This is a genomic window from Vibrio sp. 10N.247.311.12, from assembly GCF_041467515.1.
Taxonomy (GTDB): Bacteria; Pseudomonadota; Gammaproteobacteria; order Enterobacterales; family Vibrionaceae; genus Vibrio; species Vibrio crassostreae_C.
The window spans coordinates 73,453-88,452 of record NZ_JBFSUV010000017.1 but is presented as its reverse complement, the minus strand read 5'-3'; the positions used below and the strand labels follow the sequence as shown (position 1 = coordinate 88,452).

29 protein-coding genes are annotated in these 15,000 nt (G+C 45.3%); all 29 read left to right on the top strand.

The genetic code is table 11. The features are described 5' to 3' along the window. Window positions 1-762, top strand: a 762-nt coding sequence (locus AB6E30_RS09795) for an elongation factor Tu (RefSeq protein WP_372103397.1), incomplete at its 5' end; no start/stop codon positions are given. 446 nt (window positions 763-1,208) lie between these two features. After that, the gene (gene rpsJ / locus AB6E30_RS09790) at window positions 1,209-1,520 is read left to right on the top strand and encodes a 30S ribosomal protein S10 (RefSeq protein WP_004736761.1); all 312 of its coding nucleotides are present in this window, start codon (window positions 1,209-1,211) and stop codon (window positions 1,518-1,520) included. 14 nt (window positions 1,521-1,534) lie between these two features. Further along, window positions 1,535-2,164 carry a 50S ribosomal protein L3 gene (gene rplC / locus AB6E30_RS09785; RefSeq protein ID WP_004736763.1) on the top strand — a complete coding sequence of 210 codons (630 nt, stop codon included), beginning with the start codon at window positions 1,535-1,537 and terminating at the stop codon, window positions 2,162-2,164. A 16-nt stretch (window positions 2,165-2,180) separates the two neighbouring features. Next, window positions 2,181-2,783, top strand: a complete 603-nt coding sequence (gene rplD, locus AB6E30_RS09780) for a 50S ribosomal protein L4 (RefSeq protein WP_004738803.1) — start codon at window positions 2,181-2,183, stop codon at window positions 2,781-2,783. Next, window positions 2,780-3,082: a 50S ribosomal protein L23 gene (rplW, locus tag AB6E30_RS09775; protein WP_004736765.1), complete on the top strand. Its 303-nt coding sequence runs from the start codon at window positions 2,780-2,782 to the stop codon at window positions 3,080-3,082. The genes rplD and rplW overlap by 4 nt, the downstream gene beginning before the upstream one ends. A gap of 14 nt (window positions 3,083-3,096) precedes the next feature. Then, entirely contained in the window at window positions 3,097-3,921 is an 825-nt protein-coding gene (rplB, locus tag AB6E30_RS09770; protein WP_010435149.1) for a 50S ribosomal protein L2, read from the top strand. 19 nt (window positions 3,922-3,940) lie between these two features. Further along, window positions 3,941-4,219 (top strand): 30S ribosomal protein S19, encoded by a 279-nt coding sequence (gene rpsS, locus AB6E30_RS09765; protein WP_004736729.1) that lies wholly within the window; start codon window positions 3,941-3,943, stop codon window positions 4,217-4,219. Between the two features lie 10 nt (window positions 4,220-4,229). Beyond that, complete coding sequence (rplV, locus tag AB6E30_RS09760; RefSeq protein ID WP_004736732.1) at window positions 4,230-4,562, top strand: 50S ribosomal protein L22; 333 nt, start codon at window positions 4,230-4,232, stop codon at window positions 4,560-4,562. Between the two features lie 18 nt (window positions 4,563-4,580). Continuing rightward, on the top strand, window positions 4,581-5,279 hold the full coding sequence (gene rpsC / locus AB6E30_RS09755; RefSeq protein ID WP_004736734.1) for a 30S ribosomal protein S3: 699 nt from the start codon (window positions 4,581-4,583) through the stop codon (window positions 5,277-5,279). Between the two features lie 11 nt (window positions 5,280-5,290). Then, window positions 5,291-5,701 (top strand): 50S ribosomal protein L16, encoded by a 411-nt coding sequence (rplP, locus tag AB6E30_RS09750; RefSeq protein WP_004736736.1) that lies wholly within the window; start codon window positions 5,291-5,293, stop codon window positions 5,699-5,701. Beyond that, window positions 5,701-5,892: a 50S ribosomal protein L29 gene (gene rpmC / locus AB6E30_RS09745; RefSeq protein ID WP_004736737.1), complete on the top strand. Its 192-nt coding sequence runs from the start codon at window positions 5,701-5,703 to the stop codon at window positions 5,890-5,892. Before rplP ends, rpmC begins: the two co-directional genes overlap by 1 nt. After that, a complete protein-coding gene (gene rpsQ, locus AB6E30_RS09740) occupies window positions 5,892-6,146 on the top strand; it encodes a 30S ribosomal protein S17 (RefSeq protein ID WP_004736739.1) in 255 nt (84 codons plus the stop codon). Before rpmC ends, rpsQ begins: the two co-directional genes overlap by 1 nt. Before the next feature lie 162 nt (window positions 6,147-6,308). Then, entirely contained in the window at window positions 6,309-6,680 is a 372-nt protein-coding gene (rplN, locus tag AB6E30_RS09735) for a 50S ribosomal protein L14 (protein WP_004736740.1), read from the top strand. 11 nt (window positions 6,681-6,691) lie between these two features. After that, the gene (gene rplX, locus AB6E30_RS09730; protein ID WP_004738792.1) at window positions 6,692-7,009 is read left to right on the top strand and encodes a 50S ribosomal protein L24; all 318 of its coding nucleotides are present in this window, start codon (window positions 6,692-6,694) and stop codon (window positions 7,007-7,009) included. A gap of 24 nt (window positions 7,010-7,033) precedes the next feature. Then, entirely contained in the window at window positions 7,034-7,573 is a 540-nt protein-coding gene (gene rplE / locus AB6E30_RS09725; RefSeq protein WP_004738790.1) for a 50S ribosomal protein L5, read from the top strand. Window positions 7,574-7,589: 16 nt separating this feature from the next. Further along, a complete protein-coding gene (gene rpsN / locus AB6E30_RS09720) occupies window positions 7,590-7,895 on the top strand; it encodes a 30S ribosomal protein S14 (protein WP_004738789.1) in 306 nt (101 codons plus the stop codon). Between the two features lie 29 nt (window positions 7,896-7,924). Then, entirely contained in the window at window positions 7,925-8,317 is a 393-nt protein-coding gene (gene rpsH / locus AB6E30_RS09715) for a 30S ribosomal protein S8 (RefSeq protein ID WP_017061309.1), read from the top strand. A 10-nt stretch (window positions 8,318-8,327) separates the two neighbouring features. Further along, window positions 8,328-8,861 carry a 50S ribosomal protein L6 gene (gene rplF, locus AB6E30_RS09710; RefSeq protein ID WP_017063712.1) on the top strand — a complete coding sequence of 178 codons (534 nt, stop codon included), beginning with the start codon at window positions 8,328-8,330 and terminating at the stop codon, window positions 8,859-8,861. Between the two features lie 9 nt (window positions 8,862-8,870). Beyond that, window positions 8,871-9,224, top strand: coding sequence for a 50S ribosomal protein L18 (gene rplR, locus AB6E30_RS09705; protein WP_004738784.1), 354 nt, complete (start codon window positions 8,871-8,873; stop codon window positions 9,222-9,224). Between the two features lie 14 nt (window positions 9,225-9,238). Continuing rightward, complete coding sequence (rpsE, locus tag AB6E30_RS09700) at window positions 9,239-9,739, top strand: 30S ribosomal protein S5 (RefSeq protein WP_017061307.1); 501 nt, start codon at window positions 9,239-9,241, stop codon at window positions 9,737-9,739. Between the two features lie 7 nt (window positions 9,740-9,746). Further along, window positions 9,747-9,923 carry a 50S ribosomal protein L30 gene (gene rpmD, locus AB6E30_RS09695; RefSeq protein ID WP_004736756.1) on the top strand — a complete coding sequence of 59 codons (177 nt, stop codon included), beginning with the start codon at window positions 9,747-9,749 and terminating at the stop codon, window positions 9,921-9,923. Window positions 9,924-9,928: 5 nt separating this feature from the next. Beyond that, window positions 9,929-10,363: a 50S ribosomal protein L15 gene (gene rplO / locus AB6E30_RS09690; RefSeq protein ID WP_004736758.1), complete on the top strand. Its 435-nt coding sequence runs from the start codon at window positions 9,929-9,931 to the stop codon at window positions 10,361-10,363. Window positions 10,364-10,383: 20 nt separating this feature from the next. Beyond that, window positions 10,384-11,718 (top strand): preprotein translocase subunit SecY, encoded by a 1,335-nt coding sequence (secY, locus tag AB6E30_RS09685; protein ID WP_004738781.1) that lies wholly within the window; start codon window positions 10,384-10,386, stop codon window positions 11,716-11,718. A 41-nt stretch (window positions 11,719-11,759) separates the two neighbouring features. Next, a complete protein-coding gene (rpmJ, locus tag AB6E30_RS09680) occupies window positions 11,760-11,873 on the top strand; it encodes a 50S ribosomal protein L36 (protein WP_000868186.1) in 114 nt (37 codons plus the stop codon). A 148-nt stretch (window positions 11,874-12,021) separates the two neighbouring features. Beyond that, a complete protein-coding gene (rpsM, locus tag AB6E30_RS09675) occupies window positions 12,022-12,378 on the top strand; it encodes a 30S ribosomal protein S13 (RefSeq protein ID WP_004738779.1) in 357 nt (118 codons plus the stop codon). A 19-nt stretch (window positions 12,379-12,397) separates the two neighbouring features. Then, window positions 12,398-12,787, top strand: a complete 390-nt coding sequence (rpsK, locus tag AB6E30_RS09670; protein WP_004738778.1) for a 30S ribosomal protein S11 — start codon at window positions 12,398-12,400, stop codon at window positions 12,785-12,787. A gap of 31 nt (window positions 12,788-12,818) precedes the next feature. Continuing rightward, window positions 12,819-13,439 (top strand): 30S ribosomal protein S4, encoded by a 621-nt coding sequence (gene rpsD / locus AB6E30_RS09665; protein WP_004738777.1) that lies wholly within the window; start codon window positions 12,819-12,821, stop codon window positions 13,437-13,439. A 22-nt stretch (window positions 13,440-13,461) separates the two neighbouring features. Then, entirely contained in the window at window positions 13,462-14,454 is a 993-nt protein-coding gene (locus tag AB6E30_RS09660; RefSeq protein WP_004729813.1) for a DNA-directed RNA polymerase subunit alpha, read from the top strand. A gap of 24 nt (window positions 14,455-14,478) precedes the next feature. Further along, the gene (rplQ, locus tag AB6E30_RS09655; protein ID WP_004729812.1) at window positions 14,479-14,859 is read left to right on the top strand and encodes a 50S ribosomal protein L17; all 381 of its coding nucleotides are present in this window, start codon (window positions 14,479-14,481) and stop codon (window positions 14,857-14,859) included. The last annotated feature ends 141 nt before the right edge of the window (window positions 14,860-15,000 follow it).

Genomic DNA, 15,000 nt, shown 5'->3' with positions numbered 1-15,000 from the left:
GATGACGAAGAGCTACTTGAGCTAGTTGAGATGGAAGTTCGTGAACTTCTTTCTGAATACGACTTCCCAGGTGATGACCTACCAGTTATCCAAGGTTCTGCACTTGGCGCACTAAACGGCGAGAAGCAGTGGGAAGACAAGATCGTTGAGCTTGCAGAAGCACTAGATTCTTACATTCCTGAGCCAGAGCGTGCAGTTGACCAACCGTTCCTACTACCAATTGAAGATGTATTCTCAATTCAAGGTCGTGGTACTGTTGTAACTGGTCGTATCGAGCGCGGTATCCTACGTGTAGGTGACGAAGTAGAAATCGTTGGTATCAAAGAGACTACTCTTACTACTTGTACTGGTGTTGAAATGTTCCGTAAACTGCTTGACGAAGGTCGTGCAGGTGAGAACGTTGGTGCACTTCTACGTGGTACTAAGCGTGATGACGTTGAACGTGGTCAAGTACTTTCTGCGAAAGGTTCTATCAACCCACACACTAAGTTTGAGTCTGAAGTATACGTACTTTCTAAAGACGAAGGCGGCCGTCACACTCCTTTCTTCAAAGGTTACCGTCCACAGTTCTACTTCCGTACAACTGACGTAACAGGCGACATCACTCTACCAGAAGGCGTAGAAATGGTAATGCCAGGTGACAACGTTCAAATGACTGTTGAGCTAATCGCTCCAATCGCAATGGACGAAGGTCTACGTTTCGCAATCCGCGAAGGTGGCCGTACAGTTGGTGCTGGTGTTGTAGCTAAAATCTTCGCTTAATAGCATTTAGATTTTTGCACTCTCTTCATTAGAAGAGCACGCATCTGAAAAGGGGAGCTTCGGCTTCCCTTTTGTTTTCTCAAAAGAAATATTACCTTCCATCTGTCTTCTTCCCTCTCGATACAAAACCAACTTCCAATAAATTGCGATTATTTTTCCAACACTACTTGCATACTAAAGTGTGATCTGTATAATGCATCGCACTGGCTAACGCTGGTTGTGAACCAATGAGCACTGAGGAGTAGGTCTTACCTAGTAATGTATACTCAGCTTATGTTCGCGGTTAATAAAAATAGTAAACTTCTTGTTTACTTCAAAAGTTAACTGACAATGCGTCCTAATTTTGGGTGCTACGGTTTCACATAAATCAATCGGCATTCTCTCGTTTTATCGGGTTTGAGTGGCGATATTGTTTGTGTAATTTTTAATAATTGGAGCTCTGTCTCATGCAGAACCAACGTATTCGTATCCGCCTTAAAGCGTTTGATTACAAGCTAATCGATGCTTCAACTGCGGAAATCGTTGAAACAGCAAAACGTACTGGCGCACAGGTTCGTGGTCCTATTCCACTTCCTACTCGTAAAGAGCGTTTCACTGTTCTTACCTCTCCACACGTCAACAAAGATGCACGTGATCAGTACGAAATCCGTACTCACAAGCGTTTGATCGACATCGTTGAGCCAACAGATAAAACTGTTGATGCTCTAATGCGTCTTGATCTTGCAGCTGGCGTTGATGTTCAAATCAGCCTAGGTTAAGGGAGATAAGAATAATGATTGGTCTAGTCGGACGTAAAGTGGGTATGACCCGCGTATTTACTGAAGAAGGCGTTTCTATCCCAGTAACTGTTGTTGAGGTTGAAGCGAACCGTATTTCTCAAGTTAAAACTCTTGAGACAGACGGCTACGCAGCAATCCAAGTAACTACTGGTGCTAAGAAAGCTAACCGTGTAACTAAACCTGAAGCTGGTCACTTCGCGAAAGCGGGTGTAGAAGCAGGTCGCGGTCTTTGGGAATTCCGTTTAGAAAACGGCGAAGAGTTTGAAGTTGGCGCTGAGCTAAACGTAGAACTTTTCAACGAAATTAAAAAAGTAGACGTTACTGGTACATCTAAAGGTAAAGGCTTCCAAGGCGCTATCAAGCGTTGGAACTTCTCTACTCAAGATATGACTCACGGTAACTCTTTGTCTCACCGCGCACCGGGTTCAATTGGCCAATGTCAAACTCCAGGCCGCGTGTTTAAAGGCAAGAAAATGGCAGGTCACATGGGTGCTGAGCGTGTAACGACTCAAAACCTAGAGATCGTACGTGTTGACGCTGAGCGCAATCTACTCCTTATTAAAGGTGCAGTACCGGGCTCAACAGGCGGAAACGTGATCGTAAAACCTGCTGTTAAAGCATAACGTCTAGGAGTAAGTAATGGAATTGATGGTTAAAGGTGCTGATGCACTAACTGTTTCCGAGACTACTTTCGGACGTGACTTCAACGAAGCTCTTGTACACCAAGTAGTTGTTGCATATGCAGCAGGTGCTCGTCAAGGTACTCGTGCTCAAAAGACTCGTTCTGAAGTATCTGGCGGTGGCGCTAAGCCATGGCGTCAAAAAGGTACTGGCCGCGCACGTGCTGGTACAATTCGTAGCCCAATCTGGCGTACAGGTGGTGTTACTTTTGCTGCGAAACCACAAGATCACAGCCAAAAAGTAAACAAAAAAATGTACCGCGGTGCTATGAAGAGCATTCTTTCTGAGCTAGTTCGTCAAGAGCGTTTAATCGTTGTTGATAACTTCTCTGTAGAAGCACCAAAAACAAAAGAACTTGTAGCTAAGCTTAAAGAGCTTGAGCTAAGCGACGTTCTGATTGTGACTGGCGAAGTAGATGAAAATCTATTCTTAGCTGCTCGTAACCTATACAAAGTAGATGCACGTGATGTTGCTGGTGTTGATCCAGTATCACTAATCGCTTTCGACAAGGTTCTAATGACTGCTGACGCAGTTAAGCAAGTTGAGGAGATGCTAGCATGATCACTGAAGAGCGTATCTTAAAAGTTCTACGTGCTCCGCACATCTCTGAAAAAGCAACTATGGCAGCTGAGAAAGCGAACACTATCGTTTTCAAAGTAGCTAAAGATGCAACTAAGAAAGAGATCAAAGCAGCTGTAGAAAAGCTATTTGAAGTTGAAGTTAAGTCTGTAAATACTCTTGTATTAAAGGGTAAGACCAAACGTCAAGGTATGCGTGAAGGCCGTCGTTCAGACGTTAAGAAAGCCTACGTTACTTTGAAAGAAGGTCAAGATCTTGACTTCGTTGGCGGCGCGGAATAACAGGAGTAGTAAAAATGGCTATTGTTAAATGTAAGCCGACTTCCCCTGGTCGTCGTCACGTCGTTAAAGTTGTTAACGCTGACCTACACAAGGGTAAGCCATACGCACCACTTCTAGAGAAAAACTCTAAGAACGGTGGTCGTAACAACAACGGTCGTATTACAGTACGTCACATCGGTGGTGGTCATAAGCACCATTACCGTGTAATTGACTTCAAACGTACTAAAGATGGCATCCCAGCGAAAGTTGAGCGTCTAGAATACGATCCAAACCGTAGTGCTAACATCGCTCTAGTTCTGTACGCAGACGGTGAGCGTCGTTACATCATTGCACCTAAAGGTGTTAACGCAGGCGACCAGATTCAATCTGGCGTAGATGCTGCAATCAAAGCAGGTAACACTCTGCCGATGCGCAACATCCCAGTAGGTTCTACTGTACACTGTGTTGAACTTAAGCCTGGTAAAGGTGCTCAACTAGCTCGTTCGGCTGGTGCTTATGCTCAAATCATCGCTCGCGATGGTGCATACGTAACTATCCGTCTACGTTCTGGTGAGATGCGCAAAGTTCTTTCTGAAGGTCGTGCAACGATCGGTGAAGTTGGTAACTCTGAGCATATGCTACGTGAACTTGGTAAAGCTGGTGCTTCACGCTGGCGCGGCGTACGTCCAACCGTACGTGGTGTAGTAATGAACCCGGTGGATCACCCACATGGTGGTGGTGAAGGCCGCACATCTGGTGGTCGTCACCCAGTTTCTCCTTGGGGCGTTCCTACTAAGGGCTTCAAGACTCGTAAGAACAAGCGCACTGACAAGTACATCGTACGTCGTCGCACTAAATAATTTATAAAGAGGAATCGCCATGCCACGTTCTCTCAAGAAAGGTCCTTTTATTGACCTACACTTGCTGAAGAAGGTAGAGAAAGCGGTGGAAAGCGGAGACAAAAAGCCTATTAAGACTTGGTCCCGTCGCTCAATGATCATCCCAACAATGATTGGTTTGACCATCGCTGTCCATAATGGTCGTCAGCACGTTCCAGTTTTCGTTACCGAAGAAATGATCGGTCACAAACTGGGCGAATTTGCACCAACTCGTACTTATCGCGGTCATGCTGCAGATAAGAAAGCTAAGAAGAAATAAGGAGTAGATGATGGAAGCTTTAGCTAAACATAACTTTGCTCGTATTTCTCCACAGAAAGCTCGCTTAGTTGCAGACCAAATTCGCGGTAAGTCGGTAGACCAAGCTCTAGAAATTCTAACTTTCAGCAACAAAAAAGCTGCTGTATTAGTTAAGAAGGTTCTTGAGTCAGCTATCGCTAACGCGGAACATAACGAAGGTGCAGATATCGACGATCTAAATGTCGCTAAAATCTTCGTAGATGAGGGCCCTATCATGAAGCGTATTATGCCTCGTGCTAAAGGTCGTGCGGATCGTATCTTGAAGCGTTCAAGCCACATCACTATTGTTGTAGCAGATCGCTAAAGACTAGGAGAGTAAGCAATGGGTCAGAAAGTACATCCTAATGGTATTCGTCTTGGCATCGTTAAGCCTTGGAATGCTACATGGTTTGCTAATACCAACGAATTCGCTGACAACCTAGACGGCGACTTCAAGGTACGTCAGTTCCTTACAAAGGAACTACAAAAAGCATCATTATCTCGTATCGTTATCGAGCGTCCAGCGAAGAGCATCCGTGTGACTATTCACACTGCTCGTCCTGGCGTTGTTATCGGTAAGAAAGGTGAAGACGTAGAGAAGCTACGCGCAGCTGTAGCTAAAATCGCAGGTGTACCAGCGCAAATTAACATCGCTGAAGTACGTAAGCCTGAGCTAGATGGTCAGCTTGTAGCTGATAGCATCGCGTCTCAACTAGAGCGTCGTGTTATGTTCCGTCGTGCAATGAAGCGTGCGGTACAAAATGCTATGCGTCTAGGCGCTAAAGGCATCAAAGTACAAGTAGGCGGCCGTCTTGGCGGTGCTGAAATCGCACGTTCTGAGTGGTACCGTGAAGGCCGTGTGCCTCTACACACTCTACGTGCAGACATTGATTACGCAACTTCTTCGGCTCACACTCAATACGGTGTGATCGGCATTAAAGTTTGGATCTTCAAAGGTGAGATTCTAGGCGGTATGCCAGCTGCTAACGCAGTAGAGCCAAAAGGCGATAAGCCTAAGAAGCAGCGTAAAGGCCGTAAGTAAGGAGTCGAACGATGCTACAACCAAAACGTACTAAGTTCCGCAAGGTTATGACTGGTCGTAACCGTGGTCTAGCTAAAGGTACTGAAGTAAGCTTCGGCGAATTCGGTCTTAAAGCTGTTGGCCGTGGTCGTCTGACTGCACGTCAAATCGAAGCGGCACGTCGTGCTATGACACGTCACATTAAGCGTCAAGGTCAAATCTGGATTCGTGTATTCCCAGACAAGCCAATTACTGAAAAGCCTCTTGAAGTTCGTCAAGGTAAAGGTAAAGGTTCAGTTGCGTACTGGGTTGCTCAAATCCAACCAGGCAAAGTTATGTACGAGATGAATGGCGTACCTGAAGAGTTGGCACGTGAAGCGTTCCGCCTAGCGGCACGTAAACTGCCTGTTAAAACTACTTTTGTAACTAAGCAGGTGATGTGATGAAAGCACAAGATCTACGCGAAAAGAACGTTGAAGAGCTTAACGCTGAGCTATTGAATTTGCTACGTGAACAGTTCAACTTGCGCATGCAAGCTGCAACTGGTCAACTTCAGCAAACTCATACTCTAAAAGCTGTACGCCGTGACATCGCACGTGTGAAAACTGTTTTGACTGAAAAGGCAGGCGCATAATGAGCGAAACTAACCGCATCCAGCAAGGCCGTGTAGTAAGCGACAAGATGGACAAGTCTATCGTTGTTGCTATTGAACGCACTGTAAAACACCCAATTTACGGTAAGTTCATCAAACGCACGACTAAAGTACACGCACACGACGAAGACAACACTTGTGGCTTAGGCGACAAAGTTGAAATCGCTGAGTGTCGTCCTCTGTCTAAGACTAAGTCTTGGACATTGGTTAAAGTTCTAGAAAAAGCGAAGATTTAATCTTTGTAATTCTATAACTTATAAGCGGCTCCAAATTATTTTTTGGAGCCGCTTGTTTTTTGTCTACCCAATTTAAAAAAAGGGTGGTACAATTCGCGTCCCTTTTAAAGAGGCAGCCCGACCCGAGAGGGTCTAGTTTTAATATTTAGCGGAGCACTAACAATGATCCAGATGCAAAGTACACTTGACGCAGCAGATAACTCTGGCGCGCGCAAGGTAATGTGTATTAAGGTTCTGGGTGGCTCTCACCGCCGTTATGCACATATCGGTGACGTCATCAAGGTTACAGTGAAGGAAGCGATTCCTCGCGGTAAAGTAAAGAAAGGTGATGTTCTGAAGGCGGTAGTAGTGCGCACCCGTAAAGGCGTTCGTCGCCCAGACGGTTCTGTCATTCGCTTCGACAGTAATGCTTGTGTATTGTTAAATGACACTACTGAGCAACCAGTCGGCACACGTATCTTTGGTCCTGTGACTCGTGAACTTCGTAACGCGAAATTCATGAAGATTGTATCACTAGCACCTGAAGTTCTGTAAGGAGCGGCAATATGGCAGCTAAAATCCGTCGTAATGACGAAGTAATCATTCTTGCTGGTAAAGATAAAGGCAAGAAAGGTAAAGTAACTAAGGTTCTGACAACTGGTAAAGTTATCGTTGAAGGCATCAACCTTGTTAAGAAACACCAAAAGCCGGTTCCGGCTCTAGGTCAACAAGGTGGCATCGTTGAACAAGAAGCAGCTATTGATGCTTCTAACGTTGCTGTTTTTAACGCGGCTACTGGTAAAGCAGACCGTATCGGTTTCCGTATCGAAGATGGCAAGAAAGTTCGTTTCTTCAAATCTAACGGCGAAACTGTTTCTAACTAATTAGAAGTAATTTGGAGTTCTACTATGGCGAAACTGCATGATTACTACAAGTCGTCTGTAGTCGCTGAGCTTACCAAAGAGTTCAGCTACACAAGCGTCATGCAAGTCCCTAGGATTGAGAAAATCACCCTAAATATGGGCGTTGGTGAAGCAATCAACGATAAGAAACTGCTAGAAAACGCAGCAGCTGATATGGCAACGATCTCTGGTCAAAAGCCACTTATCACTAAAGCGCGTAAATCTGTAGCTGGTTTCAAAATTCGTGAAGGCTACCCAATTGGTTGTAAAGTAACCTTGCGTGGTGAGCGCATGTGGGAATTTTTAGAGCGTTTAATCTCTATCGCACTTCCACGTGTACGTGATTTCCGTGGTGTTAGCGCTAAGTCTTTTGACGGTCGCGGTAACTACAGCATGGGCGTTCGCGAGCAAATCATCTTTCCGGAAATCGACTACGATAAAGTCGATCGTGTCCGCGGTCTTGATATCACTATCACGACTTCTGCGGGTTCCGATGAGGAAGGCCGAGCTCTGCTGGCTGCCTTTAACTTCCCATTCCGTAAGTAAGGGTAGGGTTACTGTTATGGCTAAACAATCAATGAAAGCACGTGAAGCTAAACGTGCAAAACTAGTAGCTAAGTTCGCTGAAAAGCGTTCTGCGCTAAAAGTTATCATTAGCGATGTAAACGCATCTGAAGAAGATCGTTGGAATGCGGTTCTTAAACTGCAATCTCTTCCACGTGATTCAAGTGCATCACGTCAGCGCAACCGTTGCAACCAAACTGGTCGTCCACACGGTTACCTACGTAAATTCGGTCTAAGCCGCATTAAGGTTCGTGAAGCTTGCATGAAAGGCGAGATTCCGGGTCTTCGTAAGGCTAGCTGGTAATTGCCACTTAATCATTTGGAGTAAATCTTATGAGCATGCAAGATCCGATTTCGGATATGCTGACCCGAGTTCGTAACGGTCAGGCAGCAAACAAAGTTGCTGTAAAAATGCCTTCTTCAAAGCTTAAAGTTGCAATTGCTGCATTACTTAAAGCTGAAGGTTACATCGTAGACTTCGCTGTTAACAGCGAAGCAAAACCTGAGCTAGAAGTTACTCTTAAGTACTTCCAAGCTAAACCTGTAATCGAGCAAATCAAGCGTGTATCACGTCCTGGTTTAAGAGTTTATAAAAATAAAGACTCTTTACCTACAGTGATGGGTGGTCTTGGTATTGCAGTTGTTTCTACTTCCAAGGGTCTGATGTCTGACCGTGCTGCTCGTAAAGCAGGTCTTGGCGGTGAAATCATCTGTTACGTAGCTTAAGGAGTAGATTATGTCTCGTGTTGCTAAAGCACCTGTCGCTATTCCAGCTGGCGTAGAGGTGAAACTAAACGGCCAAGAAGTTACTGTAAAAGGTAGCAAAGGTGAGCTTACTCGCGTTCTTAACAGCGCCGTAGTTATTGCACAGGAAGAAACCAACCTAACTTTCGGTCCGAAAGAAGGTGTTACTAACGCATGGGCACAAGCTGGTACAGCTCGCGCTCTAGTTAATAACATGGTTGTGGGTGTTACTGAGGGCTTCACTAAGAAGCTAACTCTTAAGGGTGTTGGTTACCGTGCTGCTATGAAAGGCAACTCTGTAGCTCTAACTCTTGGTTTTTCTCACCCAGTAGAGCACGCTCTACCTGAAGGTATTAAAGCTGAGTGCCCTAGCCAAACTGAGATCATCATTACTGGTTGCGATAAGCAAGTAGTAGGTCAAGTTGCGGCTGACATTCGTTCTTACCGTGCTCCTGAGCCTTACAAAGGCAAAGGTGTTCGTTACGCAGATGAAAATGTGCGTACTAAAGAAGCTAAGAAGAAGTAAGGTATCACTATGGATAAGAAAGCATCTCGCATCCGTCGTGCTACACGTGCACGTCGTAAGATTGCAGAACTTGGTGCAACTCGCCTGGTAGTACACCGTACTCCTCGCCATGTTTACGCACAAGTTATCGCGGCAAACGGCTCTGAGGTTATCGCAGCTGCTTCTACTGTAGAAAAAGCGATCCGTGAGCAAGTTAAGAACACTGGTAACGTTGATGCAGCTAAAGCAGTTGGTAAAGCTGTTGCTGAGCGCGCTCTTGAAAAAGGCGTAGCTTCAGTTGCATTTGATCGTTCTGGTTTCCAATACCACGGTCGAGTAGCGGCGCTAGCAGAATCTGCTCGCGAAGCTGGTCTGAAATTCTAAGGTAGGGTTGGAAGATGGCTAAAGAACAACAACAAGCTAATGATTTGCAAGAAAAGCTGATCGCAGTTAACCGTGTATCTAAGACGGTTAAAGGTGGTCGAATCATGAGCTTTACTGCACTAACAGTAGTTGGTGACGGTAACGGTCGCGTAGGTTTCGGTTACGGCAAAGCTCGTGAAGTACCTGCTGCGATTCAAAAAGCAATGGAAAAAGCGCGCCGTAACATGGTTACAGTATCGCTTAACGAAGGCACTCTTCACCACCCGGTGAAAGGTCGTCATTCGGGCTCTAAAGTTTACATGCAGCCAGCTGCAGAAGGTACAGGTGTTATTGCCGGCGGTGCAATGCGTGCTGTACTTGAAGTTGCGGGCGTACATAACGTACTTTCTAAAGCATACGGTTCAACGAACCCGATCAACATCGTTCGTGCAACGATTGGTGCTCTAGTAGACGTTAAGTCACCAGAAATGGTTGCTGCTAAACGTGGTCTAACTGTTGAATCTATTTCGGAGTAAGCACACGATGGCAACTATTAAAGTAACTCAAACTAAAAGCTCAATTGGTCGCCTACCTAAGCACAAAGCGTGTCTTAAAGGTCTAGGTCTTCGTCGCATCAACCATACAGTAGAACTTGAAGATACACCGTGCGTACGCGGTATGATCAACAAGGTTTACTACATGGTTAAGATTGAGGAGTAATCAGAATGCGTTTGAATACTCTATCACCGGCTGCTGGCTCTAAACCTTCTAAGAAGCGTGTAGGTCGTGGTATCGGTTCTGGCCTTGGTAAAACAGGTGGCCGCGGTCACAAAGGTCAAAAGTCACGTTCTGGCGGCTCTGTTCGTCCAGGTTTTGAAGGCGGTCAAATGCCTCTAAAACAACGTCTACCTAAATTCGGTTTCACTTCTCGTAAGAGCCTAGTGTCTGCTGAAGTTCGTCTAGCTGAGCTAGCGAAAGTAACAGGTGACGTAGTTGATCTTAACAGCCTTAAAGCTGCTAACGTTATCACTAAGAACATCGAGTTTGTTAAGATCGTTCTTTCTGGTGACCTAAGCAAAGCTGTGACTGTTAAAGGTCTACGCGTGACTAAAGGCGCTAAAGCTGCAATCGAAGCTGCAGGCGGTAAAATCGAGGAATAATCTCGAGGAACGAGGTACAGATGGCTAAGAAACCAGGACAAGATTTTCGTAGTGCTCAGAGCGGCTTAAGTGAACTAAAGTCGCGCTTATTATTCGTAATTGGTGCACTTTTAGTATTCCGAGCCGGCTCTTTTGTGCCGATCCCTGGTATTGACGCAGCTGTACTTGCCGATTTGTTCGATCAGCAAAAAGGTACCATCGTAGAAATGTTTAACATGTTCTCCGGTGGTGCTCTTGAGCGTGCATCTATATTAGCATTGGGTATCATGCCGTACATTTCGGCATCGATCGTAGTCCAATTGCTAACTGTAGTTCATCCAGCGTTAGCGGAACTCAAGAAAGAGGGTGAAGCAGGCCGTCGTAAGATAAGCCAATATACACGCTACGGCACGCTTGTACTTGCAACATTCCAAGCTATTGGTATCGCAACAGGCTTACCAAACATGGTCGACAATCTGGTTGTTATCAACCAAACCATGTTTACGCTTATTGCTACCGTGAGTTTAGTAACTGGTACCATGTTCTTAATGTGGTTAGGTGAACAAATCACTGAGCGAGGAATCGGTAATGGTATTTCCATTCTGATTTTTGCAGGTATTGTTGCTGGATTGCCTTCTGCAATCGGTCAAACAATCGAGCAAGCGCGTCAAGGTGAATTGCATGTGCTTCTTCTGCTGTTGATTGCTGTATTGTCTTTTGCTGTTATTTACTTCGTAGTTTTCATGGAACGTGGTCAACGTCGTATCGTCGTTAACTATGCGAAACGTCAACAAGGTCGTAAAGTTTTTGCAGCACAAAGCTCTCACTTGCCTCTTAAGATTAATATGGCAGGTGTTATTCCAGCGATTTTCGCATCAAGTATTATTTTGTTCCCAGGAACATTAGCGCAGTGGTTTGGTCAAAATGGTGAAAGCAGCGCGTTCGGTTGGTTAACTGACGTGTCATTAGCTCTTAGCCCAGGTCAACCTTTGTATGTAATGCTTTATGCAGCAGCTATAATCTTCTTCTGTTTCTTCTATACAGCGTTGGTGTTTAACCCACGTGAAACAGCTGATAACTTGAAGAAGTCTGGTGCATTCGTACCCGGTATCCGCCCAGGTGAGCAGACAGCGAAATATATCGATAAAGTGATGACTAGACTAACCCTTGCGGGCGCTCTATACATTACTTTTATATGTCTGATTCCTGAGTTCATGATGGTCGCGTGGAACGTTCGTTTCTACTTTGGCGGCACATCACTACTAATCGTAGTGGTAGTTATCATGGATTTCATGGCACAGGTACAGACTCATCTGATGTCACAACAGTATGATTCTGTGTTAAAGAAAGCGAATCTGAAGGGTTACGGCCGTTAATTCGGTGGTAACAATTTCGATTCCATTTACGGAGTTTAGCAATGAAAGTTCGTGCTTCCGTTAAAAAAATCTGCCGTAACTGTAAAGTTATCAAGCGTAACGGTGTCGTTCGCGTGATTTGCAGTGAGCCAAAGCATAAGCAACGCCAAGGCTAATTAGCAGAAATTTTTACTTGAAATACAAGGTAGAGTCGAGTATATTCCTCGGCCTACCTTTTGCGTGCAAAAGAAGTAGTATGCCGCAGCGTATCCATAACGGGCTTTGCTGCGGATAATTCTTTTATGAACCCCTTAGGAGTGAATAATGGCCCGTATAGCCGGCATTAACATTCCTGATCATAAGCATTCTGTAATTGCACTTACTGCAATCTACGGTATCGGTAAAACTCGCTCTCAAGCTATTCTAGCTGAAGTGGGTATTGCTGAAGATGCTAAGATCAGTGAACTAACTGAAGAGCAGATCGATCAACTGCGTGATGGTGTAGCTAAGTACACTGTAGAAGGTGATCTACGTCGTGAAGTATCGATGAACATCAAGCGTCTTATGGACCTTGGCTGTTACCGCGGTCTTCGTCATCGTCGCAGTCTACCACTACGTGGACAGCGTACTAAAACCAACGCTCGCACCCGTAAGGGTCCGCGCAAGCCGATCAAGAAATAGTCGGATAAGGTAGAGTACAATGGCAAAACAACCAACTCGCGCGCGTAAGCGCGTACGCAAGCAAGTAGCTGATGGCGTAGCGCACATTCATGCTTCTTTCAACAACACAATCGTAACTATCACTGACCGTCAAGGCAACGCTCTTGCATGGGCTACAGCAGGTGGTTCAGGTTTCCGTGGTTCTCGTAAATCTACTCCGTTCGCAGCACAAGTTGCAGCTGAGCGTTGTGGTGAAATGGCTAAAGAATATGGCCTAAAGAACTTGGAAGTTATGGTTAAGGGTCCAGGTCCAGGTCGCGAATCTACTGTTCGTGCACTGAACGCTGCTGGTTTCCGTATCACTAACATTGTTGATGCGACACCAATCCCTCATAACGGTTGTCGTCCACCTAAGAAACGTCGCGTTTAAGTTTCGTTTCTAGGAATATTGGAGAAAGATCATGGCAAGATATTTGGGTCCTAAGCTTAAGCTTAGCCGTCGCGAAGGTACTGACTTATTCCTTAAGTCTGGTGTCCGTGCGATCGATACCAAGTGTAAAATTGATAACGCACCAGGTGTACACGGCGCTCGTCGCGGTCGTCTATCTGAGTATGGCGTTCAGCTTCGTGAGAAGCAAAAAGTTCGTCGTATCTACGGCGTTCTAGAAAAACAATTCCGCAACTACTACAAAGAAGCTGCACGTCTTAAAGGCAACACAGGTGCAAACCTGCTTCAGCTTCTTGAAGGTCGTCTTGATAACGTAGTTTACCGTATGGGCTTTGGCGCCACTCGTGCTGAATCTCGTCAACTAGTTAGCCACAAGTCTATTCTAGTTAACGGTAAAGTTGTAAACGTTCCTTCTTTCAAAGTAGCGGCAAACGACGTTGTTTCTATCCGCGAGAAAGCTAAACAGCAATCTCGTATTAAAGCGGCTCTAGAAGTTGCTGAACAACGTGAAAAGCCAACTTGGATTGAAGTAGATGCTGGCAAAATGGAAGGTACATTCAAGCGTATGCCTGAGCGTTCTGACCTATCAGCTGACATCAATGAACACTTGATCGTCGAACTTTACTCTAAGTAAGGTTAAAAAAAGAGAGGACACAATGCAGGGTTCTGTAACAGAATTTCTTAAGCCGCGTCTTGTTGACATTGAACAGATCAATACGACACACGCGAAAGTAACTCTTGAGCCATTAGAGCGCGGTTTCGGCCACACTCTAGGTAATGCTCTTCGCCGCATTCTTCTATCTTCTATGCCGGGTTGTGCCGTAACAGAAGTTGAAATTGAAGGTGTGCTACACGAATACAGCACTAAAGAAGGCGTTCAGGAAGATATCCTGGAAATCCTTCTAAACCTTAAAGGTTTGGCTGTACGCGTTGCTGAAGGCAAAGATGAAGTGTTTATTACACTGAACAAATCAGGCTCAGGCCCTGTTGTTGCAGGTGACATCACCCACGATGGTGATGTAGAGATCGCTAACCCTGAGCACGTAATTTGTCACCTAACGGATGACAACGCTGAGATCGCTATGCGTATCAAAGTAGAACGTGGTCGTGGTTACGTTCCAGCTTCAGCTCGTATCCATACTGAAGAAGATGAGCGTCCTATCGGTCGTCTACTAGTTGACGCTACTTACAGCCCGGTTGATAAAATCGCTTACGCTGTAGAAGCGGCACGTGTAGAACAACGTACTGATTTAGACAAGCTTGTTATCGATATGGAAACGAACGGTACTCTAGAACCTGAGGAAGCAATCCGTCGTGCAGCTACTATTTTAGCTGAACAATTGGATGCGTTCGTAGATCTTCGTGATGTACGTGTACCTGAGGAGAAGGAAGAGAAGCCAGAATTCGATCCTATCCTACTACGTCCTGTAGACGATCTTGAACTAACAGTTCGCTCTGCTAACTGTTTGAAAGCAGAAGCGATTCACTACATCGGTGATCTTGTACAGCGCACTGAGGTTGAGCTACTTAAAACGCCAAACCTTGGTAAGAAATCTCTTACAGAGATTAAAGATGTGCTTGCTTCACGTGGTCTTTCTCTAGGCATGCGTCTAGAAAACTGGCCACCAGCGTCAATCGCTGAAGATTAATCGAAAAGTTAGAAGGATTAGGTCATGCGCCATCGTAAAAGTGGTCGTCAACTCAACCGCAACAGCAGTCATCGCAAAGCGATGTTCAGCAACATGGCTAGCTCTCTTGTTCGTCACGAAGTTATTAAAACTACCGTGCCTAAAGCAAAAGAACTACGTCGCGTAATTGAGCCATTGATTACCCTAGCTAAGACAGACAGTGTTGCTAACCGTCGTCTTGCATTTGCTCGCACTCGTGATAACGAAGTTGTGGCAAAACTATTTAATGAACTAGGCCCGCGTTTCGCGGCTCGCCAAGGTGGTTACACTCGCATTCTTAAATGTGGTTTCCGTACTGGTGATAAAGCTCCAATGGCTTACATTGAGCTTGTAGACCGCCCAGCTGCTGAAGAAGCTGCTGAGTAATCTATACTAGATTCTTAATACAAAAGCCGAGCATTAGCTCGGCTTTTTTGTGTCTGTAGAACAAGGAAAAGATAATAGAAATTGCACCATGATGTTTGGCACTTTTTGCTTGTCTTATCTGCTCCAATTTTCAAAAATGTC